The organism is Shewanella sp. YLB-07, assembly GCF_009377275.1.
Window position 1 is genome coordinate 129,006 of record NZ_VOQB01000011.1, and the last position, 26,745, is coordinate 155,750.

Consider the following 26,745-nt stretch of genomic DNA (forward strand, 5'->3'; position numbering starts at 1 on the left):
CATTTACCTATTAGTAATTGGTATGACCCGGAATGTTCCGGTAAAATATTTGAGATATTGAATGATCAAAGATCCGCATTTAAAGCGTGAACAAGAAAATTACGAAAACCCCATTCCAAGCCGTGAGTTTATTTTAGAATACTTACGATCAGAAAAATCCCCGTTAAACCGTGAACGCATAGCACAGGCGCTTAAACTCGAAAGTGAGGAGCAGCTTGAGGCGCTTAGACGTCGATTGCGTGCCATGGAGCGGGATGGGCAGCTTGTGTTTACCCGTGGACAGGCCTACGGCCTCCCTGAGCGTATGGACCTGCTTACCGGTACAATTATCGGTCACAGAGATGGTTTTGGCTTCTTGAAGCTGGAGGAGGGCGGTGACGACCTCTTTATCAATAACCGTGACATGATGATGTACTTTCACGGCGACAAGGTGCTGGCACAGAAAGCCGGAGTCGATCGTAAGGGGCGCCGCGAAGCCCGTATCGTACGCCTGGTCGAACAGAGAGCTGCCGCCCTAGTGGGACGTTTCCATCTGGATTCCGGCATGGCTTTCGTCATAGCCGATGACCGGCGCATAGGTCAAGAGATACTCATTGCCGATGAGGACCGTAATGGTGCTCGCCAGGGTGATGTAGTGGTGCTTGAATTGACTCGTCGTCCGGGCCGCTATGTGAAGGCTGCAGGTAAAGTTACCGAAGTCTTAGGCAAGCAGCTTGCTCCGGGTATGGAGATCGAGATTGCCCTGCGTAACTACGATCTGCCACATACCTGGTCGAGTCAGATTGAGAAGAAGCTGCGCGCTATTCCCGATGAAGTGACTGAAGCTGACAAAGAGGACCGGGTTGATTTACGTCACTTGCCTTTAGTGACTATTGATGGCGAAGATGCCCGAGATTTCGACGATGCCGTTTATGCCGAAGCGAAAAAGAGCGGTGGCTGGCGTCTTTGGGTAGCGATTGCCGATGTGAGCCATTATGTGCGCACCGAATCGGCGTTAGATAAGGAAGCACGTAGTCGAGGAAACTCGGTGTATTTCCCATCACAAGTTATCCCTATGCTGCCGGAAAAGATCTCTAATGGCTTATGTTCTTTGATGCCAGAGGTCGATCGCTTATGTATGGTTGCCGAGATGACTATCTCCGCAGCAGGTAAGCTCTCAGGATATAAATTCTATCCGGCTGTTATGCATTCTCATGCCCGTCTGACTTATACCCAGGTTGCCGATATGCTCGAAGGCGGAGAGGTGAGTGATAAACTCAAACCTATATTCCCGCATCTGCAGACGTTGCAATCTCTGTATCTGACTCTGGATGTGACACGTGCGCAACGAGGCGCTATCGCATTTGAAACTACTGAGACTCAGTTTGTTTTCAATGCAGATCGCAAGATTGACAGCATAGTACCGAGAAATCGTAACCAGGCCCATAAGATCATCGAAGAGTGCATGATTTTGGCTAACGTGGCATCGGCCAAGTTCGTCAAGAAGCACAAAGGCGAAGTCTTATACCGGGTGCATGAGTCTCCATCTGAGCAGAAGCTGAGTAACTTTAAAGACTTCCTCAAGGAACGTGGCTTGACCATGGGTGGCGGGCTTGAGCCTACACCGACCGATTATCAGGCGCTGATGGAATCGATCACAGATAGGCCCGATGCCGAGCTTATCCAGATCATGTTACTACGTTCCATGAAGCAAGCGGTTTACACACCGGATAATGAAGGACACTTTGGTCTAGCCTTAGAAGCATACTCTCACTTTACTTCGCCTATTCGTCGTTATCCGGATCTTATTCTGCATCGGGTTATTCGCTTCCTGCTGGCGAAAGAACAGGGAGAAACGACAGAGAAATGGACGCCTGGTGGTGGTTATAACTATCAGCTAGAAGAGTTAGATCTTCTTGGTGTCGAGTGTTCGACCACAGAGCGCCGCGCCGATGAGGCGACCCGTGATGTCAGCGATTGGCTCAAGTGTGAGTTTATGCAAGATCACGTGGGCGATACCTTCGACGCTGTAGTGGCCTCGGTAACTCATTTCGGCATGTTCGTCCGTCTTGATAAACTCTTTATCGATGGCTTAGTGCATATCTCAAGTTTGGGTAGCGATTACTACCAATATGATAATATGCGTCAGCGTCTGGTGGGTGAATCATCCGGTCAGGTATACCAGATAGGTGACAAGGTCACGGTGAAGGTGGCTAGCGTCAATCTGGATGACAGGCAGATTGACTTGATGATGGAAGGTGAGGAAGGTAAGTCTAAACGTCCAAGTCGTGGCAAGAAGCCAATGACTGCCAGAGAGCGAGTCAATGCAGAGGGCGCTAAGCTAGGCAAAGCAGATAAGAGTGGTAAACCTAAACGACGCGGTTCTCGCTCAAAATCAGCGGCGGGTAAAGCTTCTGCCGATTCAGCTAAAACCAATACAAGCGGTGGAGCTAAAAAGTCCGGCGCTAACACAAAAACGACGGCTAAGAAGTCGAAGGCTAAAAAGTCTTCAGCAAAAAAGGCTTCAGTAAAAAAGAGCCCCGCTAAGCGTAAAGCCAAAGCAAGCAAGTAATAGAGACAGTAATAGATGAAAAAACAAGATATCACCTTTGGTATTCACGCCGTTGAAGCGGTACTGAAATATAGCCCGGAACGCGTAATCGAACTTTGGGTACTACAGGGCCGTGATGACAAGCGTTTTATGCCGATCCTAGAGAGCGCGGCGGAGTACGGTGTCTCAGTGCAGCATGCAACACGTAAGGTATTGGATGACAAGTCAGACGGTGGTCAACATCAAGGCGTGATAGCCAGAGTCAAGGCCGTCAAGCAGCTCAATGACAAAGACTTAGCGGTCTTAGTAGAGAAGACAGAGACACCTTTCTTGCTGATCCTCGATGGTGTTACCGATCCGCACAATTTAGGTGCTTGTTTGCGTAACGCAGATGCTGCCGGTGTTCATGGGGTTATCGTGCCACGTGATAACTCTGTAGGTCTAACGCCAACGGTGAGCAAGGTTGCTTGTGGCGCTGCAGAAGTGGTGCCCCTGTTTCAGGTCACTAATCTGGCTCGCACCATGAAAAGCCTGCAAGAGAAAGGTATCTGGATTGTCGGCGCTGCGGGTGAAGCCGAGCATGATTTGTATAAAGCCGATCTTAAGGGCTCTCTGGCTATCGCCATGGGTGCCGAAGACAAGGGTCTGCGTCGTCTCACTCGTGAAAGCTGTGATTCACTAGTTTCGATACCTATGACCGGCTCAGTGTCCAGTCTGAACGTCTCAGTGGCGACTGGGGTTTGCTTGTTTGAAGCTGTACGCCAAAGATTGAGCTAAGTTTGTGAAAACTTAGCTATCGTCATTTTGGGAGCTTGTATCTCATAGTGCATCGAATGCCGATGTGGATTAGCCCTCATCGGTATTTTTATGCCTGTTATTTGATGGAGAACTGCGAGTTATACCTTCATAGTGATCTATCACCTCCGGTAAGGGATGTGCAGATGCTTCTGCGAGTCGCTGTGAATATGTCCCTATACGCTCTGCGATTTCATCCCTGAAATCGAAGCTCGCAGCTGCATCTACACTGGGTTATTAACAAGAAGGTTCTTTCTGCGGTTTGATTTCTACTGTGTTGGATCGCAATTCACTATTTGTCATTCCCGCAATGCTTGTGGACGGGAATCCACAGCCCTTGTAAAGAGCAAGTTTAAATACATTCTCTGTTGTCGGGTCTAGGCAATATAGGTATTTGGTTGATCATTGAAGGTCGTACTTTCAATGTTACTTATAGCCTACGGCGGGCAGTGCAGGGATGCCTAAAATCGACCTTATGTGCCCTCTTCAGTTGAGAAGGTGCTGCGAGTCGCCGGCTCTTGATTTCATAAGAGCCTTCCCTGTGGGCTCTGCCAAAACATCCTTGCTTTGGAAGCTCATAGCCGCACCTACACTGGGCTATTTACTTTCTTCGATTAGACCTATTTTTCTCTGGCCTTTTATTAATACAAATTGTTGATCAAGTACAGTGTTCTATGAGTTACAACTGAAGTGATTTCAATATGATGTTAGAGTACTTTGAAATTGAGAGCCCAAAGGTTAATGCTATTTTACATCAGGGTCTTGTTATGCTCGCGCAAGTGTATGGTTGGATCGTTTAACGTGTTAATCCTGCTAGTTCGGTTCTGTCTGGGTAGTCTTAGTTAAAAGGCGTTCAAACACGCCTGTGTTAATGAGAGTGACAAAATGAATAACAAAATATTTTCTTCTTCTATGGCATTTCTAATCATTTCTGGATGCTCAAGCACAGGTGTGATTCCTATGAGCCAGGACTCATATTTTATTGGTAAAAAAGATGGTTCTCCTGGTATTGGTGTTTCATTGAGCAACAAAGCAGAGGTCTACCAAGAAGCCAATGCATTTTGTAGCCAAAAAAGTTTAGAAGTTCTAACACTACGTGAGACCGTTACACCTGCAGCTCCTGGGCGACTTGGCTCAACCGAGTTGCATTTTAGATGTGTACAGCCAGGTGGTAGTGCTAAACCGCTGGTAAAAGACGCTGATAAAGTGGTTAATTTAAACAGCAACGTCAATGTAAAACCTAAAGATGTTAACTCTACAGATATGTATACAGAGTTAAAAAAACTGAAAGAATTAAAAGATACTGGGATAATTACTCAAGAAGAATTTGATATAGAAAAAAAAGAAGTACTGTCCAGATATTGAGTATGTTGGCCAAGAGAATAGAAATGGAAAAAGCCTCGGCTCTGCACGGTCTATAAACTTAACTTTTTAGACTTTCCTGAGAACCTATTCTCCAATCTCTATAGATCTTGCTGGTTTTTCAAGTATTAAAAACGTTGTTTAAATTATGCCTAAATCGAAGAGAGAAATACTCAGGTGTAAACGCGGCAGTGACCTTCGACAGCAGGGATGCTGTCGTAGAGGCTATAGGGATATACTCGCGCCGTGTCACTGAAGTGTTTGCACTTAAGCCCACGGCAGGTGATAGATAACTATGAAGTCATGGTTAACAGGTCGCTGCCAGATAACAACATCAGCCAAATGAACCAATAAAAGATATTTCAGTAATTTGTTATCCGACAAGTTCATTCACTACTAGAACGTATACAGCAAATTGAACGTGGTGATGGTGTCTGTCTGCTTGGTGCCTTCGGGGACGACGTCGGTGTACTTGATGTTGACGCCTATCTTGAAGGCCCAGTCTTGAAATAGGGTATTCTTGTAATTCATATCCAGCGTGAGGGTGCTGTTGTTTTCGCCCACTTCTGCGGTGAGGTCGGCGTTGAGGCTGGTGTATTCCTGCAGTTTTTGTTCAAACTTGGCTGCGGTACGGATAATGATGTCTTTCTCGGCCACGGGATCTGACTCAGATTCTGTTTCGATAGGCATGTTATATCGGTAACCTGGACCGATTTCTAAGCTGAGCTTAGTATCGCTATTTGAGATAGCATCGAAACCGTAACCCACAGAAACCGTAGATATTTGGGTGTAACTACCGAAGCGGTCAAGGGTAAAGTCACCTCGAGCGAAGACATAACCATCGTCTAACCATGAAAAATCATTGTCTAGTTTATAGCTGGACTGCAGCTGTAAATCATATTTCTCCGCCGTTGTTTTCTCATTATCGGCAGCATAATAGAGTTTAAATGTCCCTTCCTGTCTAAACTGCTCAGTATCGTAAATCAGTTTGGTTCGACCATTGAAGCTACTGGATTCGGTATTGCCGGTATTGAGTTGCAAACCTGCCTCGATTTCTGCGGTGAAATCACTGGGCGGCTCCTGGTAATCGGGTGGCACTAAAGCCCAGGCTGACATAGGTATAGATACAAGTAGGGCAGTTAAAACTCTAAACATTATTTTATTCTTATTATTATTTTAATGTGGTGGGTTCTATGACGATAGGTCAACATCATACCTATTCTGTTCTGCATCGGTAAAGTTAATATAACGATACAATTTCAAATTATTGCTGCCATGTTTAATGTGACAATCAGGCCACGGATAAGCAATGAACTTAGCTGGTCACTTGTCTGTGGGCTTATGTCAAAGTTATGCCTGTCGATGAACACGACTCAAGTCGACACATTAGTTTAATTGGTTATAGATTCTTCTTGAATTTAGTCTTAGATTTGTGTAATATTCCGCGGCTTAAATCAGTCACTTTAATTAGTTCCTTGCCTCTATTTGGTCTGACTGAGCCAACAACGAGGCTAGATAACCGTAAGGAGCAAAAAAATGCGTCATTATGAAATCGTATTTTTGGTTCACCCTGATCAGAGTGAACAAGTACCTAGTATGATTGAACGTTACACGGGTATTCTTACCCAAGCTGGCGGTCAAGTTCATCGTTTAGAAGACTGGGGCCGTCGTCAACTGGCTTACCCAATCATCGAATTGCACAAGGCTCACTATGTTCTTATGAACGTAGAAGCTTCTGCTGAAACGGTTGAAGAGTTAGAAACAGTTTTCCGTCTTAACGACGCTGTTCTGCGTAGCATGGTTATGCGTACTAAAGCTGCCATCACTGAAGCATCTCCAATGGCTAAGCTAAAAGAAGAGCGTGATTCACGCCGTTCTAGCGAAGGCGAGCGTCGTAGCGCGCCTGTTGAAAAAGCTGTTGAAGAAGTTAAAGAAACCGCTGAAAAAGCAGCAGAGTAAGTTTTTCTTTGGCCACAAACCATTTGGTGTTATCGGGAACCATTACGCGTTCCAGAAGCTTTAAAAGCCCGGCAGGCATCGCACACTGTGTGATTATGCTGGAACACAAATCTCAGTGCTTCGAAGCAGAGATGCTAAGAAACGTATACTGTCAGATACAAGTGATATTAAGTGGTGAACGCTTTGAAAGCGTTACAGATAAACTGAAAATCGGCGTGGATATTGAAGTGCAAGGCTTTATCGCTCTCCAGCAGAGTCGAAATGGTCAAAATCGCTTAGTAATACACGCTGAAAATGTCGAATTGAAAACTTAGGAGACTGTCACATGGCACGTTATTTCCGTCGTCGCAAGTTCTGCCGTTTCACAGCAGAAGGCGTTACAGAGATTGATTACAAAGATATCGTAACTCTAAAGAACTATATCACTGAAAGTGGTAAAATTGTTCCTAGCCGTATCACAGGTACAAACGCTAAATATCAACGTCAACTAGCTCGCGCTATCAAGCGTGCTCGTTATCTTTCTCTACTGCCTTACACTGATTTACATCAGTAATAGCGCAATAATCTAGAGGAATTAATAATGAACATTATTTTACTTGATAAGATCGCTAACCTAGGAAATCTAGGTGACCAAGTTGCAGTTAAGTCTGGTTACGCACGTAACTATCTTCTGCCACAAGGTAAAGCTGTTGTTGCCAACGTTGCTAACACTGAAGTCTTTGAAGCACGTCGTGCTGAATTAGAAGCTAAGTTAGCTGCTACCCTTACTGCTGCAAACGAGCGCGCTGAGAAAATCAATGCACTTGAGTCTGTTGTTATCGCTTCTAAAGCTGGTGACGAAGGCAAGCTGTTCGGTTCAATTGGTAACCGTGATATCGCTGATGCAGTTACAGCTGCTGGTGTTGAACTAGTTAAGAGCGAAGTTCGTCTTCCATTAGGTGCTTTGCGTACTACTGGTGAGTTCGAAGTTGAAGTTCAGGTTCACACTGAAGTTAAAGCTATCGTTAAGATTTCTGTTGTTGCAGAAGCCTAATTACATAGTTTCAAAGCGAACGACTTAATGCCTCGGTATTAAGGCAAAAGCTTTAAAAGAAAACACCGCACTAATTTAATTAGGGCGGTGTTTTTTTATGTCTGTAGAAAATGCGTTGTAGGACCGGCTTTAGCCGGGAGAGGATGAACCTAGGAACCTAGGAACCTAGGAACCTAGGAACCTCGGGGCTAAAGCCCCTCCTACAAAGGAGCTTTTACTATTTAGTTCCTGACTAAATCCAACTCGGCTATCAAGTTGTCTGCATGGTCCACTTCATCCATCATCCAGAGGATATAGCGGAAATCCACATGTATAGCGCGGGTGATGGTGGGGTTGAAGAACCAGTCCTTAGTTATCGCTTCATAGGTGGAATCGAAGTTTAGGCCAACTAACTCTCCCTTACCGTTAAACACGGGTGAGCCAGAGTTTCCGCCTGTGGTGTCGACACTGGAGAGGAAGTTTACCGGTACCGAATTAAACGCTTCCGGCTTATCTAAGCAAGAAAACAGTCGACACAACCAAGTGATGGGACCTTGTATGACTGAGGCGACCTTGTGGCTGCCATATTTCTGCTCTTTAATGGCATCCAAGACTTTCTGTGGCGCGTTGAAGGGGGCTACACCTGTATGCTTGGCAGTTATGCCTTCTAGACGAGTGAAAGGCTGTTTATATAAGGCATCTTTCGACTGATATCCGTCGACCATGCCATAGGTGATCCTCAGTGTGCCATTAGCATCGGGATAGACTGGCCAGTCGTTAGCCTTGTAATAGGCAATAACAGCTTTCATATAATCAGGGCGAGCCTGGGATAGCTGACCGGCTAAGGTCTTCTTGTCTTTTTCCTGGGCCATATTGGTATCAAAAAGCGCTACGGCAAGACGAATAAAGGGATCGGCACTGGTCTCGAACGCTTCGGCTTCGGCGTCCATCCAGGCTAATCGTTTATCTTGATTTGTCAGTGAGGTAAGCGAGTAAAGGCCATCTAGCTTTTCAGATAGAGAGGCGGACTCTTGATTATCGATAAGCATAGCGTCCAGGGCTGCCACTCGGTTGCCTTGAGCCTTGTAAGCTTGTAGATCTTGTAGCCATAGGGCTTTATCTACTGAAGTATCGAAGCTGGAATCTATGCGTTTGAGGCGAGCCTTGAACATCTTCATGTCTCGCTCTTGATAACCTTCTTCACGCTCCGCATCGGGCTTAGTCTTCTCTTTCGATAATCGATACAGTTTGTTGGCTGCGGCCAGAAGCGCACTAGATTGGGCATTTTCGAAATAGTAACGTGTCTGGCTATCGATGCGTTTCTTGGTCAGTAGGCGCTCGAGTTGATCGAGTTTGACTTGATAAGTCTGGTAGGTCTTATCGGTTGCCAGCCATTGCTTGAAGTCATCTTCACGGCTCTGCTTAATGCCTGCTATGTCGGTGGCCTTAAAACCATCGAGTAGACCGTTATATTTTTTCATGCGGTTAGCCATAGAGGCTAAGGTGCCGGCATATTTGATTTCAATTTCACTACTCCTGTCTCCCATGGCCTCAATGGTGTCGATACGCAGTTGATATCGAGACGCTAAGGTGGGGTAGAGCCAGTCACTGGCAAATTTAAGTTCGCTGGTTAAACGATAGCGACTGGTAGAGCCTGGGTACCCGGCGACAAACACGCCATCGCCAGCTTTTACACCGTCGGCATTTATCTTCAGATAACTCTTAGGCTCGAACGGCACATTATCTTCAGCATACGCCGCAGGCTGTCCATCTTTGCCTACATAGGCGCGCAGGAAGGTGAAGTCTCCTGCATGGCGTGGATATTCATAGTTGTCGATATCGCCACCGAACGCGCCGACACTCTTAGGTGGCGCATAAACGAGGCGCACATCACGGATAATCAGCTGCTTAATAAGATAATATTCGAGGCCGCTATGAAAACTTCTGACTGAGCAGCGATAGTTGTCATCGCTCTCACAGCTTTTAATCAAAGACTTTCTATTTGATTGGATCTCTTCATAACGCACCAGAGGATCTTGACTCAAGTCTTGGGTTACTTGCTCGGAGACATCGGTCACCGCTTCGGTAATATATAATCTTTCGTTAGGACCCGCGCTCGGTTCATCGATTTTACTCGTTGCCAGGAACCCATCGGCAATATAATTATGCTCTTTTTTACTGTTGTATTGTATGGCTCTATATGCGCAGTGATGGTTTGTGACAACTAACCCTTGGGGGGAGACGAAACTGGCTGTACAATAGCCGAGTCCGACAACCGCATTCATCGGATACTGAGTGAGGTCGGCTAACTGTTTTGCCGGAATGTCGATTCCTCTTTCGCTAAGTTTGTCTGCAATCGATGGCATTTGATAAGGCTGCCATTGCCCCTCATCTGCATGGGTCTCGAGAGAGATTAATGCGACTCCAGATGACAGCACTAATGCTGAGATCAATGCATTGCGCATAGTGATTCCTTATTTTAATCGTTGTATGGATAGGAAGTTATTTATTTCCTGTTTTTGTTGAGCCAGTTTTATATCATATTTTGTGTAATCGTTGGGAATTTGGAGATTAAATGTCACAGCAAGGTCAAGGTGCCTTCAAGGCAAAACAGAAGCCTAGAGATATCCAGATGGATGCTCTCAAGATGCCACCACATTCTTTAGAGGCAGAGCAATCTGTACTCGGTGGTCTAATGTTAGATTCAGATGCTTGGGATAGGGTGTCTGAAGCTGTGGTTGCAGAAGACTTCTACTCTCGCTCTCATAAGATGATTTTTAATGCGATGGCGACCTTAACTGGTGGCAGTCATCCCATAGACCTGATCACCGTATCTGAGCAATTAGAAATTGAAGATCAGTTAGAGGATGCCGGCGGCTTCGCCTATCTTGGTGAGATTGCCAAGAATACTCCCAGCGCGGGCAACATACTCTCTTATGCGGGTATCGTTCGTGAGCGTGCAGTCGTACGCGACATGATCAAGGTTGCTAATGAGATCGCCGATGCCGGTTTTAATCCCGAAGGGCGTAATTCCAGCGAGTTACTGGATCTTGCAGAGACCAAAGTCTTTAAGATTGCAGAGTCTCGAACTAATGAGAACGATGGTCCGAAAGGCATCAAGGCTATTCTTGAGAAGACGGTCGATAAGATTGAGGAACTCTATAATAACCCTACGGGTGGTGTGACTGGTATTTCCAGTGGTTTTCACGATCTTGATAAGATGACGGCGGGTTTCCAGGGCGGCGATTTGATTATTGTGGCTGCGCGTCCATCAATGGGCAAGACGACTTTTGCGATGAACTTGTGTGAGCAGGCGGCACTGAATGAAGAGAAGCCTGTGCTGATTTTCAGCCTGGAGATGCCTTCTGAGCAGATCATGATGCGTATGTTGGCCTCATTGGGTCGAGTGGATCAGACTAAGATACGTACCGGACAGCTTGATGATGATGATTGGGCTCGTGTGTCATCAACTATGGGGATCATGCTTGAGCAAGGTAAGATGTACATCGATGATGGCTCAGGCCTGACTCCGACCGATGTTCGAAGCCGGGCCAGGCGAATCGCCCGTGAACACGGCGGCCTGTCGATGATCATGATCGATTATCTGCAGTTGATGCAGGTGCCTGCATTGAAAGATAACCGTACCTTGGAAATTTCGGAAATTTCTCGCTCGCTTAAGGCGTTAGCCAAAGAGTTAATGATCCCAGTCATTGCGCTGTCACAGCTTAACCGTTCATTGGAGCAACGTGCCGATAAGCGTCCTGTTAACTCAGATTTGCGTGAATCGGGCGCGATTGAGCAAGATGCCGACTTAATTATGTTTATCTATCGTGATGAGGTGTATAACCATGAGACTGAGCATAAAGGGGTCGCAGAAATTATTATAGGTAAGCAACGTAACGGGCCCATTGGGCGTGTTCCTTTGACCTTCCAGGGACAATTCTCTCGTTTCGATAATTATGCCGGTCCTAAGTTTGATGAAGACTAATCGTTAGCTTTTACCATAGGCAAGGCGCAAGGGTGAAGTTGCGTTTAAGCCGAGATTAATCTTGATTCACATAGCGTGCAGACAATTGATTGTTGGCATCACTCTATATAGATTCAGTGCTCATACTCATATTACAGCTTGGATCGGACCTTGGGTTTCGGTCCATTGATAAGGTCAATTTTTGAAGCCATTTCCACGTGCAGAGATCAGCTGTAAAGCGCTGAAAAATAATCTAGCTCGCTTACGGCAGATCGCGCCTTCGAGTAAAATCATGGCGGTGGTTAAAGCGAATGGTTATGGCCACGGCTTATTGAACGTGGCCCAATGCATCGAAGATGCCGATGGGTTCGGTGTGGCCCGTTTAGAAGAGGCAATAGCATTAAGAGAAGGCGGCGTGACGGCTAAACTCATCTTGCTGGAAGGCTTCTTTAGACCGGTAGACTTAACCACCTTAGTGATGAAAGATATAGAGACAGTTGTTCATAATGAGAAACAGCTGGAGATGCTAGAGCAGGCAAGCCTGTCTAAGCCTGCTAGCGTTTGGCTAAAGCTAGATACTGGCATGCACAGGTTAGGCTTCACCCCTGAGCAATTTGAGCAGGTTTATGAGCGACTACAGGCATGTCCTCAGGTGGCGAAACCTATCAAGCTGATGTCTCATTTTGCCTGCGCCGATGAGCCAGATAACCCCTACACTCAAGAACAACTGAATAAATTTAATCGTTTGGCAAAAAATTCACCGGGCGAGACTACACTAGCCAACTCGGCAGGAACTTTATATTGGCCGGATAGTCATAAGGACTGGATTCGACCGGGTATCGCCCTCTATGGCGTCTCCCCTGTGATGGGGGATCTTGGTAAGAATCATGGTCTGGAACCGGTTATGGAGCTGATATCTCAGCTGATTGCCGTGCGTGAGCATAAGGCCGGTGAGCCTGTGGGATATGGCTGCTACTGGCGAGCCAAAGCAGATACCAAGCTAGGCGTTGTCGCTATCGGTTATGGTGACGGATATCCGAGAAATGCGCCAGAGGGAACCCCTGTGTGGGTAAATGGTCGTCTAGTGCCCATAGTCGGACGCGTTTCTATGGACATGTTGACTGTCGATCTGGGATTGGACTCGAGCGACAGTATTGGCGATGAAGCCATATTGTGGGGAAGTGCCTTACCGGTAGAAGTCGTTGCCGAGCACATAGGCACCATTGCCTATGAACTCGTGACAAAATTAACACCTCGTGTTGCTGTGTGCATGGAATAAACACCTAGGTCTATTTTTTAGTTGTATCGATTCAATGAACCGGATGTTCGTAATCGAATGAGATGAATTTTGAAATACCACCATTTCCCCCTAACTGTGCTGATGCTCTTTAGTGTCATTGCCATTTTTCCTGTTGCGGCAGAAAAGCTCGCTAATCCTGGCATACGTGTTACTAGCAGTGATGTTCATGATGACGGAAATGTCATTGAACCTGTTGCCAGTGCCGATTCCGAGAGGGCAAGAGATAAATTTGAGCCTGAATTTGTCGCCGTTCCCTTTATTTTTTCAACGGAAACCTTAAGCACCACAGTCGGTGGCGCCGGGGTACTCAAGCATGCGGGGCAACCTCAAGCATCTATATTGGGTATCGGGCTCTATAGCAGCAACGACAGCTGGGTAAGTTACTTAGGGGTGAGCAATTATCAATTACCCAAGTTGGATCAATGGTTATTCTCGGGGGAGTTTTATCAGGCCAATTATAAGCAGGGGATCTATTTCGTCCCGGAAGGGTCTGGTGGGGACAATTTAGTACCTGGTGCCAGTGATTCGAGCCAAAGAGATCGTATCGTGACCGAGGGGGATGAGTCATATTCCAAAGTGCATATCAAATATGTACTGCCTTGGGGCAAGGGGGCAAATGGCGCGGCAAGAAGTCTGATGCCCTCGAAGCAAGGTGATGATTTTACTTGGGACCCAAGAGAGTCGGGTGTGACCAGCATAGAGATTACTCCTTTCGTGAAAACTCAGGAATTAGTGGGCTATGAAGATCTGCCCACTAAGGCTCAAGGGCTCGAAGTTAAACTGGATTGGGATAACCGTGATAATGGTAAAAATAGCACCAGAGGTGGGCATACAAGCCTGACATTTAGCCGTGACTTTGGTTCATCGGGTTCGTCTGATGCTGCTGACAACCGTGAAAGTTGGACGACTTGGGAATTCGAGCAGAGCGCCTTCTTTTCTCTTGGGGGAAGCTCCTGGTTTCCACAGCAGATCTTGGCGCTGAACTTCTATCTCGCCGATACGCCAACATGGAATGAATATGACTCAACTTCAAATGGTTATCATCGACCTCCTTCTTTTTCTGGAGTGAGTTTGGGTGGTTTCGAACACTTAAGAGGTTATTCCAGCAGACAGTTTGTCGGTCGTAGTGCGGTACTTTACTCTGCCGAATACCGAGTGCAACCAGAATGGCAACCCCTGCAGAGCCTGCCTATTTTTAACCTCTATGACGTACCTTGGTGGCAGTGGGTGGTATTTGCTGAAGCGGGACAAGTTGCCGACAACTTCAGTGCCAGTGAACTTCATGATGATATGAAATGGACCTTAGGCGTGGGGGCTAGATTTGAAGTAGAAAGTGTCGTGGTTAGAGCCGAATTTGCCCAAGGTGAGGGCTCCAGTCAATTTTGGGTTATGGTCAATCAGCCCTTCTAATCTACTTGTCAGATAACAAGTCATTGAAATATCCGTTGTGGGTTCATGTGGCAGATTTTGTTGTTTGGTTAGCTTTATGAATGCCATAGCTTCATTGATGTTTATTGCTTGCAGCAGGCGAATGTGCAAACACTTCTATGACACGCTGTAAATACGTCCATGTAAGCTCTACGAAAACATCCTGTTTTCGAAGGTCATAGCCGCGTTCGCATCTGTTCTTGTTTCGAGAAAGTGGCTTCTTCGATTAGAGCTTAAAAGGTGACGGCTAAACACGTTTCTGGACCAAAGCGGGTCAGAGTTGAATCTCTGGAAATGACTATCGGCATTAAGGAAAGTATGGCAATCTGATATGTATTAACGCTGACAGCAAGAGCAGGACAAATGTCGCTATTTTATCAGGATTGAGAAAATAGAGACTGTTTTGGTTGCCAGATTAAAGGGCATAGAAGTCAGTTTACACTGACGCACTTGTTTAATGATAAACGACAAGATTTCTGCTAGTTTTCGAAACAAATCTCTATGTAGGCAGAACCATGGGGGCTGGTAAATGGCATGATGATTTTTTTTCCATCGGCCTTATGTGAGATGCGATGACCGAGTCCTGCGACAACCACGGGAGTCGCCATCTCGAAATCATAGCCCTTCTCCCCCAAAATATTTTTAGCTCCACCGGTCACCATGTTGGTTATTTCACCCACGAGATCGGTGATTTCATCGTTGATCTCTCCAGGGTTTTCCCCCAACATATTTTGCATGATCTCTAAGATGAGCCCCTGTTCGAAGGTGATCGATAAGGAACCTTTGGTCTGCGGCCCGACCATACCTATCAGTCCTGATACGTCTCCCTTGGCAAGGTTATCGGTTTTTATTTTTGGCTTTCCCGGGCTGAGTTTCATGTTTGCCATTGTCGAGATGACATTCAGTAAGGATTCGAGAAAAGGATTAATGAAATTAACGTTCATAAAAAATTCCGTTGTTGGTAAGCCATTAGATATAAATTCACAACTGCTATGACTGTCGCATATACACCTTTTATAAAGCTTAGGCTATTTTTGATCTGGCTTCATTTTTTATAGAAAAGGATATTCGGGTCTCGCTTATTTCACACAAGTTTGTCTCTGACCTTGGGTCGGTGTAAAATGCGCGCCCGGCTCTGTTGGCTGGAACGTTATTCAACTTGAGCTCAGGCTCATTCTCAACCAGGCTAAAGCAATTATGTCATCATCCCTAACTTCAAATTCGGCTAAGTTATCCAAGATAAATCGCACCTTCTCCATCGCGCCTATGCTGGATTGGACGTATTTTGTTTGTTTTAAAGGGTTGTAGAGGTTTGTGGATCTCGTATGGATCACTGATAAATATTTTCAATCTGAATGGTACACCTTCGTGAACCCATTTAAAAAAGCCTGCTAACAGAAAATGTAAAAATGGGGTCCCGGTGTGGATCCCATTTTTGTATTGAAGGATTATTAATGGTCGTTGTGCTCATTAACTGGTCCTTGTGTTTATATACAGTATTATTGGCTTTTTGCGGATATCTATCAAATTTTGCGTATTCAGTTCACGAAGTGCTATTGAGTGAAAATTAAAAACAGCGTAAATTCAAGTAACTAAAAGCATACATTCTCGTTTTCCAAAAGGTGTGTTTGGGATAATCGTTAAAAATGGTTATAAATTATAGGTACATGCTTTGACTGGTCGATCTTGATAGACGCGTAGGGCGTGTATACAAATGTTTAGTTTTTGGAGAATAATATGTCACGTGCAGTAACGGCTGATCATGTATTGTTTGATGAGTGCATTCGAGCCTTTCGCTTAGATGATGAAAATTGGGCTCCTTTTGATAAAGGGCCGAGTTATTCTTTTTTATTCACACCTTTTGAGCTTTCTATTCCGTGGCAATTTAAAGAGTATCATGTTGCTTCATCAGTACAAGTGAGGCTTGCAGGTTCCAACTCCGCATTTATAAGTAAAGTCTGTAATCCAGAACATGTTGGAGGACACAATAGCCATTTATTCGGTATTGCTCTATCAGCAATCGCTTCATTTTCTTGGTTAAAACCTTGTAAGTCTACAAGAGATGGTTATTTGTGCCGACGAGAGCTAACAGATTTAGATTACAGTAAATTAGCATTAAATCATCCTGTATTAGTTGCCGGTCCCGGCGCTAATCACTCCAGGGTGTCAGAAGATAAGCTGTATGATCTGTACAAAGAACTTGAACAACTAACGTCAAAGTTGCTTAGCGTTGACATCAAAACGTACCGTATTGCAATGCAAAGTATAAGGTTAGTTCATTTGTCTTTATTAGTTAAAAGGGATGATTTCGGGCTGGCGTACTTACTTGCCGTTTCCGCAATTGAAGCTGTTGCTCAGCATGCAATAAAACGGAATAAGGTTAAGAAGCACCCGAAAGAAGCTGAATGGAAACTACGTGCTAAAGAAGACAGTATGTTCGAAGAATTATTTAAATCATATTTGGAATCAAGAGGAAATAACCAGTATTTACGTGAGAGGTTTGTGATATTTATTGAGAAATTTGCACCTGTTGAAGAATGGACTAATTATATTGAGCATCCAATGAGTGATCAGGCAGATACCATTAAAGCTTATGGTGATCCGCATAGGTTTGAAAAATACCCAGAAGATTTAAGTTCAAAGGAGATTAACTCCATTATATCTGATGCTTATGCTCATAGGTCATGCTTCATCCATCGCGGTGAACAACCACCACACACTGATCCTAGTCCATCATTCCATCGTTTTTTTCAAGATTATCGTTCGTATGATGGCAATGAGATTACTGATAAATTACTACTAAATTACGAGCTTCTGATTAGTTTAGCAAAGCATTCGATAACAAATTGGCTGAATACGAAATAAAAAAACTTAACGCCGCCATTAAATCGGACTTCAAACACACGGCATTCTCGCTTTGATCAAAGTGTAGTCGTATGTTTTCACCGTTTATGGCGGCGTTAACTCGCTGTGCACAATTTTAATTTGGGAGGATATTTGAATAAAGTGAAGTACGCAGGATTGCTGGTCGCGTCAGCATTACCGCTAGTAGTCTATATTTGTGTTTTTAATGAAGGTTTCTCTCAATCTAGTTCAGATTGGGCGGACTTTGGGTCTTATGTTGGTGGGGTCTACGGAGCATTAGGTTTTATTGCTGTTGTATTTACGCTATACATAAATGGCAAACAAAGTATGAAGTCCGAGCAAGATCAAGTCTTTTACAAATCTATGGACTTGTTTGCCAGCCGGACCAATAATTTTGAGGTTGAGAGTGATTTAACGCTTTATAAAGGTGTTAAGGCGGTAAAAATAATTGTTGAAGACATGCAACAAGAACTTAAAAAACAATGTATAAAAAATGCAAGGCACCTTTTGTGTTTAAGACCAAGTGAAATTAGTCCGACCCATTACCTTAAGATTATCGAAGCATACTGTAATGACAATTATGACAAAGACCTGTACGATTTTGTTTTGAAGGGAGTTCATACAGCACTGTCTGATGATAAAACTTACGAAGAAAGATGGGAACAAATTAAGTTTTATATTCAATCTAGTGGTCATGAAAGTGATTTGATGCAGAATGCGTTATTTGCTTTAGGTTCCGTTTGGTTTTATAAAGTAAGTTTCGAAGATAGACAATCTATGTTTCATTCTGTTATTCAAGAGATCAATCATTCCCACGGTAACTTTATTGATGGGTATGTGAAAAATTTGGAATTTATCTCAGCATTCATAAATCAAGCTGAGAATAAAGAGCTGTACGTAAAGTTTATTAAATCACAATTGTCAAATTACGAAATGGTGGTAATTTATCATTATGCAATGGGTAGTGATAATTCTGATATTTATAAGACCATCGTTGCTCTTGGTTTAGCAGAAGTTACCACCGCAGAAACTCGTGCTCTGCTAGTTGATTTCCCATCAACCGATGAAATTAAGAGCGACTTTGATAATTTGAAAGAGAGTTAACAAGGTACTCAAATTGACAAAAAACACGTGGTATTTTTGCTTAGAAAAAGTATAGACACTTATTTTCCAGCTTAGTGGAGTGTTAGCAGGAATCTATCACATGTAAACAATGAACACGCTCTGGAATGAGTGATGTATTGGAGTTAAAATGAAAGCAGTTCAAATGCAAGATGTAAAAACTAAAAACGACCCGAATTGTAGGCATACTAATTTATCAAAAGAGTACCACCTAGGAAGTGCAACTGGTGACTTTATATGCGATGAATGTAAAAAAGCTGGATTCGGACGTAATTGGCCAGAACAGGCTAGAAAAGCTAAAGAACAAAATTAATAACTTAACTAAAGAAGATATATATGAAACGTGCTGGAGCTGTATGCCCGAATTGTGGTTCAATTAAGACACCTGCAAAAGAAAAGATGATGGGACAAGATACTCAAGACCTAATCTGTGTTGATTGCGATCACACTGCTTGGTGGTCTGATTTTCAACCTGAAAACCAAAAAGCTGAGTAGTAACCTGCTAACACGTGGCAAGTTACTTGACGCTTATCAAGGAATTATTGCTGAGTAGTTACTCATTTATATTTTTGTCATCAGCTCTTTTGAAGAGCCAGAAATTCTAGCAAGAGTGAAACAATGATGATTTTTTATAAACCTTGATAAAAAGGCATCGGTCGATGCCCTTTTTTGTGCTCGTGATTTAGCTGGGGGTGATGCCTAGTGACAGGATTAGTGCCAGGTATGTGATAGTTTTGACTGCTAGCCATGCTTTGGGTGGGAATATGGGTTTGTTTATGTATCTGATCAGGTACGCGATAGCTAAGAACGCGAAGCCAGATAGTGGGTTGAAGAAAACCTGAGTTTCACCTATGCCTACAGAGAACACCAAAAATACGAATAGTGCCTGTAGATAGTGATACTTGCTTCTAGATTGGCGAGGGCTAGGTACATCTATAGTGGGAGTTGTGGCTTTGGGCATAGTTACATCCTTGTAATTTATGGCTTGTCGCTAGAGTTTAGTTCCGGCTGTCGCAGTATTCAATTTTTCATTAAGGCAATTAACCATTGATCCTCTGAAATTATATGAACCTTGTGACCACTTTCTTTTAGCATTATGGCTTTTTCTATTTTTCGTCCATGATTTTCGTTTGCCCACTGTTCACTACCCAGACCACCGACGACTAAGTACTTACTCTTTAGCGTAACTTCTTCATCAATAAAACCATTGAACATTCTGGTGAAGGCGTGAATTAAAGATCTTTCTCCAGACTTAAAATCACCAGTGAAACAAAAGTAGGAGTTTGAAACAGTAACCTCTGCCGGTTCTGTAAACTTAATGGAAGGATGTGTTAGGAGTTTAATTGAAGATTGAAGATTAGAAAGAAGTGTCAATTTTAGGTCGTGCTCTGTATAGCCTTGATAAAGAGATAAGTACTGTTCATCTTGTAATTTAGATATTTTTTCATTTCTACCGTTTAGAAGTTTACTTAACTTGTCAGCATCTGCACTAGATATCTCACCAGTTCTAACTAATTGAATGAAGCCTTCAGGTGACAGGATAACCGCACCATCAGCTTTGGCTGTGGCAACTTTCTTAGGGCCAGCATTACCACCTGCGCACAGGATGTGAAGGTTTTTAGTCGCTGCTTTACGAACAATAAAACTACTTTCGGTTGCCAACTCTTCTAGGTCTTTTCTTTGTTGTTTTGCAAACCCTGTAAAACATATCTCTAATGCATCCATAAAACACTCCTTGTATTAAACGCTTTGTAAAATCGATACCACTTTGCCGTGGATCTTGGTGGTGTCCGTGTTAAACGGGTATTTGTCTTGACCATCGATGAGGTAGACATTGCCATCGGGTAGCTGGCGCAGTTCGCCTATCTGATAGCTGTCGTTGATGGAAAATAAATACTGGCCTTTGGTGACTGTTGTTATGTCTGTATTGATAAAGTAAGTCGATGATTCTGCTTTAACAATAAAGTCATTATTAATGGCTAAACCGCAGTCTTTTAAAAAGTCGTGACTTACTCTGTAGTCGCCAACCTGTGTTTTCTTACCGTGAGCAATCGAGAATTTTTTAAGCTTATATATATCTGCCGTTACAGTGGGCTTTTGCACATGTTCAGCGGTCGATTCACTTAATTTATTAGGTTCACGGCTTGGGTATTCATGCTTGCCAAAGCACAAAAATAGCATAGGTACACCTGTAGCTAAATGCACTCGGGCGAGGAGTTCAAACGGGGTGACATTGCGAGTCTGCCAACTTGCAATAGAGCCTTCAGAAACCGATGTTAGTTCTCTAAATTCAACTCTATTTTTCAATCTAAACAAAGTGACCAAACGGTCAATTATAATTTTACCACCATCGTAGTTTGCTGGCTGAAAAATACTGAACTTGAAGCTTTTCAGGTTTTGGTTAATGGTGGCGTAATTTGGGATTTGATTTGGTGGAGAGCAGAATTTAAGTACATTTTGCTTTTCTTCGTTCTTACCAAAAAGCAAAAAATCTAAATCTACACCTGTTGCTAAATGTATACGAATCAACAACTCAAATGGAGTTGTGTTGCGGGTTTGCCAGGTGGCTATAGAGCCCGTTGACACGCCTATTAGAGATGAAAGTTCAACACGGTTTCTGAGGTTAAAGAGTCGTAGCAAACGCTCCATAACCGTTTTCCCGCCATCACAAATCAACACATTATTCATCAATAGCTCTGTTTCTTCGTCAATAAGTTTGACAATTCTGTTCTTGTGATCAATCATTGCTTTACCAAAAGGTTAAGTGCCCGTGAATCCGCCAAGATTCAACACGGGCTAACGAAGAAAAGGTATCACAATGGTAAATATTACTCTACAGGTTACAACACCTTATCTCACCTATGCGGAATATGCCCGCGCATCAGGCCTGCCCTATAACACCGTCAAGAAGATGGTGTATGAAGGTCGCCTACCCACTCGTCCTAAGAAAGACCCTCGCGATAAGCCTCTTATCAATGTTCAAGCCCTAGTGATTGAAGCGGCAGAACTTGAATTAGTCAGGCAGCAAGCCCTTATTGAAGCCGCCTAACTCGCAAGTTAATTGCTCATTTGATAAATCTAGATTAGCAAAATGGAGTTTTGCATCTATGTATACGACAAGTTCTAGTACACAAATGAATGATAATAGTTGTCATTTGAATGGGGCGTTTCGCCAGTTTGCTGCAGATGAAAATTTAAAGTCGGTAGCGGCGAAGGCGGAGATCTCCAGCCCGCAGATATTGCGCAACAAGTTGTGCTTAGACCAACCACATAAGTTATCGGTGATGGAGTTGGTTGCCATTACGCGTGCCAGTGGTAATCGCAGCATTATCGATGGCGTGTTGTTGGACTTAGATTGTGCGGCCTCTGTTTCGTTAGCTGAATTCGCTTCGGCCAATGATATGGAGCTAACCGATAGGGCATTAGATATCACGGTCAACGCTGCTCAACTTGGGGCGCTGGCATTAGATGTGAAAGTAACCAAGCGAGTTACTGAACGTATGCGTCACGAAACCGTTAAGCGTGCCACGTATGTCATGACAGAACTTGCCATTTTTGTACATGACGTTGAACAGAAGTTTCAAGCCATCCCCGTGCTCGCTGTTGCTAGTGATGCATTGCAAGCCATGCCAATGCCAGGGCTGATGTAAGGAAAGAATATGAATACCTCATTTGCTTTATTTGCTCGATTCGAGTCACCGACTGTTGAACTGAAAGTTATCTGCCAAGAGTTCTTCGGTTATACACCGAAAACAGCAGAGCAAAAAGCCAAGGCAAAAGACTTACCTGTGCCCACTTTCAAGTTACGTAATTCAGAGCGTTCGCCGTCATTGGTCAAGGTTTCCGATTTGGCGGCTCATGTTGATAAGTGTTACCGGGAATCAAAAGTTGATTGGGATGTTATTCAGCAGGCCAAGCAATAGATAAAGAACATAGCGGCATGAAGCACAACAAAAAGTGCAGGTGTCAGTTAAGTGCGTGAACTATTTTTAGGTACTTTTTAGGGAATAAGTTTATGAAAGCGTTACAGCAACCAGCGCCAGAAAGTGCGCTAAGAATAGAAACTGACTTAAAAACTGATAAGCCTGCCGCAAATGATGTCGTCAGGATTAAACATGGCGTTGACTCTTTGCGTGGGCTATTAGATCGCAGCTGCGTGGCAAGTCGCTACGGTAAATTATCTGATCAACAAAAAGCCATGATCCTCTACGGCGCCAAACTTAAACCCAGCACCCATATCCATACCCCACTCGACAGCATGACGGTTGATGAGCGTGAACAGATACGCCAATCGATTATCGCGTTATGCGATGTCAGCAGTATCTTCGGGAGAATCATGCTTACCCGAGACCGTTTCGAGCACAGACCAAAAGAAGTAAGGCAATCCAGCCCCCAAAAGACAGGCATTAAAAAGCCACTTCCGTTCGCAGCGGATGTGGCCGTGTCGACTCAATCAATAGACCTACAAGGATTTAAATCATGAAAACGACAACACAGAGTGTAACAACTGATCACGCTATTCGCAATGAAGCTAATAGGGTTATCAACGCTTTAAATCATGCTAACTACCCAATCGACCCCATAGTGGCCGAATCAGTTATCGAGTCATTGCAGACTATTGCCGAAGTGCTTGAGCTACCAGTCGCTAAAACCCTCCACATTCGATTGATTGCAATTCGCAATAACATCCACGTTAACCAAGTGGTGGCCTAATATGCGAAATATCGTCTTCAGACATTTACTCAACCATTACCGGGCAGAAAAACGTAGCTTGGTGAGTGATGTAAAAATCTATGTTGATAACCAACATACCTGCGCAGACTCAAGTTACTTATCAATTGCCAAATCTTCAGGGGCTTTAAACTGTCTGTATTGGCAGGCGATGGGTAATGGTCTGGTTAATTTGGCCAAAGGGATACGCCGAACGCTAACTAAGGCCAAAGCTGTACATGGTATCGAGGGGCTGTAATGAGTACACCTACTCTATCCCCACAGACCGAGGCTTTGCCCTCGGCTCTTTTTTCTGGATTAGTAAAAGTACCGCCTCAAGGCCGGAAGTGTATTTTCAAGCCGCACAGTTTACCTATTCAAAAAATCAAAGTGTTTACTGCTGAACAGTATCAAGAGTTCAATTTTCTCGATGATTATAAAACAGCTGAATTGCCAAAGGGCGCCAATGCTCGCCAGGCACTTAAAGAGGTTAATGCTTTACTCGATGAGGTTTCGCCCAATCATGCGGTGCTCAATAGTAACCGAAGTTTCGCTAATGCCCGTCTGAGTCATTTGCCTAATAAGATCCGCATTAAGATAGCCGAAGAGTATCAGCGTCGACTTACCAAAAAAGACGGCTCGCTTAACTCAAGCAAGAGACTGCGCAGCGCCAATATCTATCTGCGGAAGACTACCGACTTTATCAACAAGGTTTGGCTTAAATACCCGTTTCACAATATTGGTAGCTTCGATAAATTCACCTCAAAACACGTTAACGAAAGTAACGACAAACGAACTACTCACTACGGTGGGTTCGAGTTAATCAAATATCGTAAAAGTAAACGACTCAAAGATGTGGCTAACCGTTTAGCCTTAACCGTTCTCGATGAAGTGAAAGATGCGGCTAGCAACAACCGTGGCGATGTGGCTTTTTTGAATGCCTATGATGCAGCAGCTGCAGTGTGTAGGCAGTGGCAAGTTTACCCCCCTTACTATTCAGCGGTTAAAAGAGATCATCTGATCGAAGCGGCGGAGTGTGCCATTTTGCGTATGACCAGCCCTAAATGGTGGCTCAATCAACTGCGTACCTTGCGTGATCAGTGCTGTGAACACCTGAATATTGCTGCAGGTTTAGTGGGTGAAAACAGCCCCTACCTGAGCCGTGAAAGTTTTAACGAATGGTGTGAGCAGCAAAAGAGCGGTCGTGAGTGGTTAGAGAACACCATGATTGAATCTGAAGCCGGGGTGCTCCTGCCGCTCATCGATGCGGCCATGGCTGGCAATGCCAATCCTTCAAATCGTTTTGTGGAGTTGATAGTAAGGGCTCGAGGTATTGAAGAGGTTGCCGAAGAGTCTGGCCAGGTGGGTTATATGGTTACGCTTACGGCCCCGAGTAAATATCACTTTAACTCAGGAAAATGGAACTGTGAAAGCCCGCGTTTTACTCAAGCCTATTTGTCTGGCCAATGGCGAAAGATCCGTTCTGCTTTGTCATATCGCAAAATCAAAATTCAGGGGTTAAGAGTCAGTGAGCCACACAAAGACGGCACGCCGCATTGGCATATGCTGATCTTCGTTCACCCGGACAAAGCCGATGTGCTTAAAGACCTACTGACCAAGTATGCATTTGAAGTCGATGGACATGAAGAGGGAGCCGCAGAACATCGACTCGAGATAGAAGATATTGATAAAACCAAGGGCTCAGCGGTGGGTTACATCATCAAATATCTGTCGAAAAACATCAAAGGCGAACACATGCAAGGCGAGTTAGATTTTGAATCTGGCTTACTGGCTCACGATGGTGCAGCCAATGCTGCTGCATGGGCTAGCCGTCACCGTCTGCGTCAGTTTCAATTCTTTGGATCTTCCTCTGTGCAGGTATGGCGTGAACTTCGAAGGTTGAAAGAGTGCCCGCAGCCTGCAGAGATAGAGCCCGCCAGAGCGGCGGCAGACAGTTCAAACTGGAAAGCCTTCGAAGAGGCCTTGGTCGTTAATCCAATCAAACTCGAATATGAAGAGACCGAATGCGGCAACGAGTACGGTGAGATGACCAAGCGTGTACTTGGGCTTTGTGCCTTGGCGACAAAAGTTGATGGAGAAACCAGTGTCAGGTCTTTAATCACCCGGGGTGAGAAGTGGACGCTCAGAACCATGAGTGACGATGAAAAGGTGGACTATAAAAGGCTCAAAGAAGAGCGGGCAAAAATCTTTAGAGAAAACGCCGCTATAGAGAATAAAGAGGATAAGAAACCCATACCCAAGTGGAAGAATCAGCTTGGCTCTGGACTGAAGAGTCGCGGCAGCGGCGATACTCGGACTTGTGGGAATAACTGTACAGATGCTGTTTTGGGAGGCCAAGCGGCCGAATTCTCAGAGGAGGTTTTGCGATATCTCGCCTCTCACGGTGTTGTTGATAAATATACGCTTGAACAGCTTTCCAATGGTTTAAGGATCTTTACCGATGCAGGGCGTATTTGGTGGGTGAGTCACGGCCAGTTGCAGTTTGAGCGGTTGTTTGATTCTGAGGATAGTGAGTTTGTTCATTTCTAGTTGCTGAAGATATGCTTGAAAGTATTTTAATGACTCGTGAGCTTTTATGATCCAATATATTCATGAATTTAAATTATTTTATGGTATTGATTCTAATGTCTACACATGACGAAAGCCTAAATATTGAGAGTTTTAAAGTTGGACAATTGTATTCTAGGCTTGATGTCGCGGAAGTAGGAAATGTCACACCGCCAGCTCAATCTCGTGATTGGCCGGGTTATGTAAAATTCAAAAATTGTATTCTGTTATTCGTCACTTTAAATAAAAAGAACTTTTCATCAGGTACTCAGTACAAAGATATTTTTGATGATTCTGGCAGACTCTTTCATTGGGAGTCCCAGAATGGTAATACAGTCCAGACCCCATTTGTTAGGGAAATTCTGGAAGGTAAAACGACCATTTTATTTACTAGAGTGGTAGATAAGGTGAAAGGTCGGACGCAAAAGTTTGTTTATGTTGGTCGACTTTCCTGCATCGAGCATACCGGAAAGAAGCCTGTAAAGTGTTTATATAACGTTGATGAATATTGCTCTACTCCAAGTAATGCAGTTCACGAACTCTACCATTGGTGTGAAGACTCTGACTTAGCTAGAAAACCTGAGCTAGTAAGCAAAAGACACCAGGCAACGGGTGGGCAGGGAAGGTTAATCGATCCTAAAAAGAAAAAAGCAATCGAACTACATGCTATGGATGTCGCGCGAAAGCACTATGCTGATTTAGGATATGAAGTCAGAGATACTTCGAATCAAAAACCTTATGATTTTGAATGTGAAAATACGAGAGAGATTAGGCGGGTTGAAGTTAAAGGGACCACAATGGACCCGTCTAAAGTCAACCTTACCTATAACGAGGTTATGTCTGCTAGAGAAGACATCTGCGAAACTGACCTTTTTATTGTTTATGCGATAATCGTGGAAAAATTGGATGAAGAATACTCTACAAGTGGCGGCCTAATAAAGCGCATTAACAACTGGTTTCCAGAGAATGATGATTTGACTCCTACTGCATACACATACAGCGTTAGATGATTTTTGTTAGTATTCAACTTTCTCGATGAAACTCAGTTTCGCGTTTATAAAATTATGTAAGTCGACACATTTTCAAATAGCTTAGCAGCTGGTTGCGCGATTATTTATATGTGGATA

28 protein-coding genes are annotated in these 26,745 nt (G+C 44.1%); 22 read left to right on the forward strand and 6 right to left on the reverse strand.

All coding sequences use genetic code 11. The features are described from left to right. Positions 1 to 61 precede the first annotated feature (61 nt). The 3 genes from rnr to FS373_RS21870 all read left to right on the forward strand — a co-directional run bounded on the left by rnr (position 62) and on the right by FS373_RS21870 (position 4,690). Positions 62 to 2,551 (forward strand): ribonuclease R, encoded by a 2,490-nt coding sequence (gene rnr, locus FS373_RS21860; RefSeq protein ID WP_152830588.1) that lies wholly within the window; start codon positions 62 to 64, stop codon positions 2,549 to 2,551. Between the two features lie 15 nt (positions 2,552 to 2,566). Next, entirely contained in the window at positions 2,567 to 3,307 is a 741-nt protein-coding gene (rlmB, locus tag FS373_RS21865) for a 23S rRNA (guanosine(2251)-2'-O)-methyltransferase RlmB (protein WP_144044761.1), read from the forward strand. A 903-nt stretch (positions 3,308 to 4,210) separates the two neighbouring features. Next, entirely contained in the window at positions 4,211 to 4,690 is a 480-nt protein-coding gene (locus FS373_RS21870) for an SHOCT domain-containing protein (RefSeq protein WP_152830589.1), read from the forward strand. A 393-nt stretch (positions 4,691 to 5,083) separates the two neighbouring features. Here FS373_RS21870 and FS373_RS21875 read toward each other — a convergent pair whose 3' ends face one another. Then, entirely contained in the window at positions 5,084 to 5,842 is a 759-nt protein-coding gene (locus FS373_RS21875; protein ID WP_152830590.1) for a DUF481 domain-containing protein, read from the reverse strand. 381 nt (positions 5,843 to 6,223) lie between these two features. On the opposite strand from FS373_RS21875, the gene rpsF reads away from it, so the two are divergent. Genes rpsF through rplI form a run of 4 tightly spaced genes read left to right on the forward strand, consistent with a single transcriptional unit; the run spans position 6,224 to position 7,679 of the window. Further along, positions 6,224 to 6,646: a 30S ribosomal protein S6 gene (gene rpsF, locus FS373_RS21880; protein ID WP_144044764.1), complete on the forward strand. Its 423-nt coding sequence runs from the start codon at positions 6,224 to 6,226 to the stop codon at positions 6,644 to 6,646. An 8-nt stretch (positions 6,647 to 6,654) separates the two neighbouring features. Continuing rightward, entirely contained in the window at positions 6,655 to 6,960 is a 306-nt protein-coding gene (gene priB, locus FS373_RS21885; protein ID WP_144044765.1) for a primosomal replication protein N, read from the forward strand. A gap of 11 nt (positions 6,961 to 6,971) precedes the next feature. Then, entirely contained in the window at positions 6,972 to 7,199 is a 228-nt protein-coding gene (gene rpsR / locus FS373_RS21890; RefSeq protein ID WP_005497284.1) for a 30S ribosomal protein S18, read from the forward strand. Positions 7,200 to 7,226: 27 nt separating this feature from the next. Continuing rightward, positions 7,227 to 7,679 (forward strand): 50S ribosomal protein L9, encoded by a 453-nt coding sequence (rplI, locus tag FS373_RS21895; RefSeq protein WP_144044766.1) that lies wholly within the window; start codon positions 7,227 to 7,229, stop codon positions 7,677 to 7,679. A gap of 221 nt (positions 7,680 to 7,900) precedes the next feature. Here the strand turns inward: rplI and FS373_RS21900 are convergent, their stop codons facing one another. After that, positions 7,901 to 10,123, reverse strand: a complete 2,223-nt coding sequence (locus tag FS373_RS21900; RefSeq protein ID WP_152830591.1) for a S46 family peptidase — start codon at positions 10,121 to 10,123, stop codon at positions 7,901 to 7,903. Positions 10,124 to 10,233: 110 nt separating this feature from the next. Between FS373_RS21900 and dnaB the strand changes: the two genes are divergently transcribed. The 3 genes from dnaB (at position 10,234) to FS373_RS21915 (ending at position 14,335) form a co-directional block, all read left to right on the forward strand. After that, complete coding sequence (dnaB, locus tag FS373_RS21905) at positions 10,234 to 11,646, forward strand: replicative DNA helicase (RefSeq protein WP_144044767.1); 1,413 nt, start codon at positions 10,234 to 10,236, stop codon at positions 11,644 to 11,646. Between the two features lie 181 nt (positions 11,647 to 11,827). Continuing rightward, on the forward strand, positions 11,828 to 12,904 hold the full coding sequence (gene alr / locus FS373_RS21910) for an alanine racemase (RefSeq protein WP_152830592.1): 1,077 nt from the start codon (positions 11,828 to 11,830) through the stop codon (positions 12,902 to 12,904). Positions 12,905 to 13,006: 102 nt separating this feature from the next. Next, complete coding sequence (locus FS373_RS21915; protein ID WP_144048794.1) at positions 13,007 to 14,335, forward strand: hypothetical protein; 1,329 nt, start codon at positions 13,007 to 13,009, stop codon at positions 14,333 to 14,335. Positions 14,336 to 14,832: 497 nt separating this feature from the next. Here FS373_RS21915 and FS373_RS21920 read toward each other — a convergent pair whose 3' ends face one another. Beyond that, the gene (locus tag FS373_RS21920; protein ID WP_144044769.1) at positions 14,833 to 15,297 is read right to left on the reverse strand and encodes a chemotaxis protein CheX; all 465 of its coding nucleotides are present in this window, start codon (positions 15,295 to 15,297) and stop codon (positions 14,833 to 14,835) included. Positions 15,298 to 16,090: 793 nt separating this feature from the next. Between FS373_RS21920 and FS373_RS21925 the strand changes: the two genes are divergently transcribed. From FS373_RS21925 to FS373_RS21940, 4 genes are all read left to right on the forward strand, one after another. Then, positions 16,091 to 17,218, forward strand: a complete 1,128-nt coding sequence (locus FS373_RS21925) for a hypothetical protein (RefSeq protein ID WP_152830593.1) — start codon at positions 16,091 to 16,093, stop codon at positions 17,216 to 17,218. 132 nt (positions 17,219 to 17,350) lie between these two features. Next, positions 17,351 to 18,322, forward strand: a complete 972-nt coding sequence (locus FS373_RS21930) for a putative phage abortive infection protein (protein ID WP_152830594.1) — start codon at positions 17,351 to 17,353, stop codon at positions 18,320 to 18,322. A gap of 148 nt (positions 18,323 to 18,470) precedes the next feature. Next, a complete protein-coding gene (locus tag FS373_RS21935; protein ID WP_152830595.1) occupies positions 18,471 to 18,653 on the forward strand; it encodes a hypothetical protein in 183 nt (60 codons plus the stop codon). 23 nt (positions 18,654 to 18,676) lie between these two features. Further along, on the forward strand, positions 18,677 to 18,835 hold the full coding sequence (locus FS373_RS21940) for an Eag protein (protein ID WP_152830596.1): 159 nt from the start codon (positions 18,677 to 18,679) through the stop codon (positions 18,833 to 18,835). A 187-nt stretch (positions 18,836 to 19,022) separates the two neighbouring features. Here FS373_RS21940 and FS373_RS21945 read toward each other — a convergent pair whose 3' ends face one another. Genes FS373_RS21945 through FS373_RS21955 form a run of 3 tightly spaced genes read right to left on the reverse strand, consistent with a single transcriptional unit; the run spans position 19,023 to position 21,085 of the window. Continuing rightward, positions 19,023 to 19,301: a hypothetical protein gene (locus FS373_RS21945; protein ID WP_152830597.1), complete on the reverse strand. Its 279-nt coding sequence runs from the start codon at positions 19,299 to 19,301 to the stop codon at positions 19,023 to 19,025. Between the two features lie 59 nt (positions 19,302 to 19,360). After that, the gene (locus FS373_RS21950) at positions 19,361 to 20,065 is read right to left on the reverse strand and encodes a BRCT domain-containing protein (RefSeq protein ID WP_152830598.1); all 705 of its coding nucleotides are present in this window, start codon (positions 20,063 to 20,065) and stop codon (positions 19,361 to 19,363) included. A gap of 15 nt (positions 20,066 to 20,080) precedes the next feature. Further along, a complete protein-coding gene (locus tag FS373_RS21955; protein ID WP_152830599.1) occupies positions 20,081 to 21,085 on the reverse strand; it encodes a helix-turn-helix domain-containing protein in 1,005 nt (334 codons plus the stop codon). Between the two features lie 73 nt (positions 21,086 to 21,158). On the opposite strand from FS373_RS21955, the gene FS373_RS21960 reads away from it, so the two are divergent. The 8 genes from FS373_RS21960 (at position 21,159) to FS373_RS21995 (ending at position 26,628) form a co-directional block, all read left to right on the forward strand. Continuing rightward, entirely contained in the window at positions 21,159 to 21,389 is a 231-nt protein-coding gene (locus FS373_RS21960; protein ID WP_144044782.1) for a DNA-binding protein, read from the forward strand. 85 nt (positions 21,390 to 21,474) lie between these two features. Then, entirely contained in the window at positions 21,475 to 21,990 is a 516-nt protein-coding gene (locus FS373_RS21965; protein WP_227993132.1) for a phage regulatory CII family protein, read from the forward strand. Between the two features lie 9 nt (positions 21,991 to 21,999). Next, positions 22,000 to 22,263: a pyocin activator PrtN family protein gene (locus FS373_RS21970; protein ID WP_152830601.1), complete on the forward strand. Its 264-nt coding sequence runs from the start codon at positions 22,000 to 22,002 to the stop codon at positions 22,261 to 22,263. Between the two features lie 92 nt (positions 22,264 to 22,355). Beyond that, a complete protein-coding gene (locus tag FS373_RS21975; protein WP_152830602.1) occupies positions 22,356 to 22,823 on the forward strand; it encodes a hypothetical protein in 468 nt (155 codons plus the stop codon). After that, a complete protein-coding gene (locus tag FS373_RS21980; protein ID WP_152830603.1) occupies positions 22,820 to 23,053 on the forward strand; it encodes a hypothetical protein in 234 nt (77 codons plus the stop codon). The genes FS373_RS21975 and FS373_RS21980 overlap by 4 nt, the downstream gene beginning before the upstream one ends. Before the next feature lies 1 nt (position 23,054). Continuing rightward, complete coding sequence (locus FS373_RS21985; RefSeq protein ID WP_152830604.1) at positions 23,055 to 23,309, forward strand: hypothetical protein; 255 nt, start codon at positions 23,055 to 23,057, stop codon at positions 23,307 to 23,309. Next, positions 23,309 to 25,600 carry a replication endonuclease gene (locus FS373_RS21990; RefSeq protein WP_152830605.1) on the forward strand — a complete coding sequence of 764 codons (2,292 nt, stop codon included), beginning with the start codon at positions 23,309 to 23,311 and terminating at the stop codon, positions 25,598 to 25,600. Before FS373_RS21985 ends, FS373_RS21990 begins: the two co-directional genes overlap by 1 nt. A 95-nt stretch (positions 25,601 to 25,695) precedes the next feature. Next, positions 25,696 to 26,628, forward strand: coding sequence for a DUF3427 domain-containing protein (locus FS373_RS21995; protein WP_194165918.1), 933 nt, complete (start codon positions 25,696 to 25,698; stop codon positions 26,626 to 26,628). Positions 26,629 to 26,745 lie beyond the last annotated feature (117 nt).

What these genes read in the sequence shown, in the direction of transcription:
- rnr (WP_152830588.1), top strand. Translation starts at nt 62, where the DNA reads ATGATCAAAGATCCGCATTTAAAGCGTGAACAAGAAAATTACGAAAAC.
- rlmB (WP_144044761.1), top strand. Translation starts at nt 2,567, where the DNA reads ATGAAAAAACAAGATATCACCTTTGGTATTCACGCCGTTGAAGCGGTA.
- FS373_RS21870 (WP_152830589.1), top strand. Translation starts at nt 4,211, where the DNA reads ATGAATAACAAAATATTTTCTTCTTCTATGGCATTTCTAATCATTTCT.
- FS373_RS21875 (WP_152830590.1), bottom strand. Translation starts at nt 5,842, where the DNA reads ATGTTTAGAGTTTTAACTGCCCTACTTGTATCTATACCTATGTCAGCC.
- rpsF (WP_144044764.1), top strand. Translation starts at nt 6,224, where the DNA reads ATGCGTCATTATGAAATCGTATTTTTGGTTCACCCTGATCAGAGTGAA.
- rpsR (WP_005497284.1), top strand. Translation starts at nt 6,972, where the DNA reads ATGGCACGTTATTTCCGTCGTCGCAAGTTCTGCCGTTTCACAGCAGAA.
- rplI (WP_144044766.1), top strand. Translation starts at nt 7,227, where the DNA reads ATGAACATTATTTTACTTGATAAGATCGCTAACCTAGGAAATCTAGGT.
- FS373_RS21900 (WP_152830591.1), bottom strand. Translation starts at nt 10,123, where the DNA reads ATGCGCAATGCATTGATCTCAGCATTAGTGCTGTCATCTGGAGTCGCA.
- dnaB (WP_144044767.1), top strand. Translation starts at nt 10,234, where the DNA reads ATGTCACAGCAAGGTCAAGGTGCCTTCAAGGCAAAACAGAAGCCTAGA.
- FS373_RS21915 (WP_144048794.1), top strand. Translation starts at nt 13,007, where the DNA reads ATGCTCTTTAGTGTCATTGCCATTTTTCCTGTTGCGGCAGAAAAGCTC.
- FS373_RS21920 (WP_144044769.1), bottom strand. Translation starts at nt 15,297, where the DNA reads ATGAACGTTAATTTCATTAATCCTTTTCTCGAATCCTTACTGAATGTC.
- FS373_RS21925 (WP_152830593.1), top strand. Translation starts at nt 16,091, where the DNA reads ATGTCACGTGCAGTAACGGCTGATCATGTATTGTTTGATGAGTGCATT.
- FS373_RS21935 (WP_152830595.1), top strand. Translation starts at nt 18,471, where the DNA reads ATGAAAGCAGTTCAAATGCAAGATGTAAAAACTAAAAACGACCCGAAT.
- FS373_RS21940 (WP_152830596.1), top strand. Translation starts at nt 18,677, where the DNA reads ATGAAACGTGCTGGAGCTGTATGCCCGAATTGTGGTTCAATTAAGACA.
- FS373_RS21945 (WP_152830597.1), bottom strand. Translation starts at nt 19,301, where the DNA reads ATGCCCAAAGCCACAACTCCCACTATAGATGTACCTAGCCCTCGCCAA.
- FS373_RS21950 (WP_152830598.1), bottom strand. Translation starts at nt 20,065, where the DNA reads ATGGATGCATTAGAGATATGTTTTACAGGGTTTGCAAAACAACAAAGA.
- FS373_RS21955 (WP_152830599.1), bottom strand. Translation starts at nt 21,085, where the DNA reads ATGATTGATCACAAGAACAGAATTGTCAAACTTATTGACGAAGAAACA.
- FS373_RS21960 (WP_144044782.1), top strand. Translation starts at nt 21,159, where the DNA reads ATGGTAAATATTACTCTACAGGTTACAACACCTTATCTCACCTATGCG.
- FS373_RS21965 (WP_227993132.1), top strand. Translation starts at nt 21,475, where the DNA reads ATGAATGATAATAGTTGTCATTTGAATGGGGCGTTTCGCCAGTTTGCT.
- FS373_RS21970 (WP_152830601.1), top strand. Translation starts at nt 22,000, where the DNA reads ATGAATACCTCATTTGCTTTATTTGCTCGATTCGAGTCACCGACTGTT.
- FS373_RS21975 (WP_152830602.1), top strand. Translation starts at nt 22,356, where the DNA reads ATGAAAGCGTTACAGCAACCAGCGCCAGAAAGTGCGCTAAGAATAGAA.
- FS373_RS21980 (WP_152830603.1), top strand. Translation starts at nt 22,820, where the DNA reads ATGAAAACGACAACACAGAGTGTAACAACTGATCACGCTATTCGCAAT.
- FS373_RS21985 (WP_152830604.1), top strand. Translation starts at nt 23,055, where the DNA reads ATGCGAAATATCGTCTTCAGACATTTACTCAACCATTACCGGGCAGAA.
- FS373_RS21990 (WP_152830605.1), top strand. Translation starts at nt 23,309, where the DNA reads ATGAGTACACCTACTCTATCCCCACAGACCGAGGCTTTGCCCTCGGCT.
- FS373_RS21995 (WP_194165918.1), top strand. Translation starts at nt 25,696, where the DNA reads ATGTCTACACATGACGAAAGCCTAAATATTGAGAGTTTTAAAGTTGGA.